This window comes from Chryseobacterium sp. 'Rf worker isolate 10' (assembly GCF_050753305.1).
In the GTDB taxonomy this organism is placed as follows: Bacteria; Bacteroidota; Bacteroidia; order Flavobacteriales; family Weeksellaceae; genus Chryseobacterium.
This window is the reverse complement of sequence record NZ_JBOZOF010000020.1, coordinates 1-282: the sequence shown is the minus strand read 5'-3', so window position 1 is coordinate 282 and position 282 is coordinate 1. Positions and strand designations below refer to the sequence as shown.

Genomic DNA, 282 nt, shown 5'->3' with positions numbered 1-282 from the left:
ATTTCTGCCCGGTGATGCATTTGAGCTGCTCCACCACCAGGCCGACGTGATGGTCGTACAGATGGATGCGCTTTTTCATCGCCTGCTGCACCGCCGGCCAGTCCGCCTGCTCGAAGCGCTGCTGCGCGCCGGCGGTCACTTCCAGAAAGCGGCCGTACTGCGCATCGAAGCCCTGCAGGATCGTCTGTGCGATCAACAACTCCAGTTTTGCCGCCATCCTTACCCCCGCCAGAAAAAGAAGCCTGCGCATGCAGGCTCCGGGTGAAACGTCTTCAAGCTTGC

At 60.6% G+C, this 282-nt stretch carries 1 protein-coding gene; it reads right to left on the bottom strand.

The window, feature by feature from the left end; translation table 11 throughout:
- A partial coding sequence (locus tag LKL37_RS23020; RefSeq protein ID WP_431612575.1) for an isocitrate dehydrogenase kinase/phosphatase AceK regulatory subunit occupies positions 1 to 282 on the bottom strand: 282 nt, incomplete at both ends.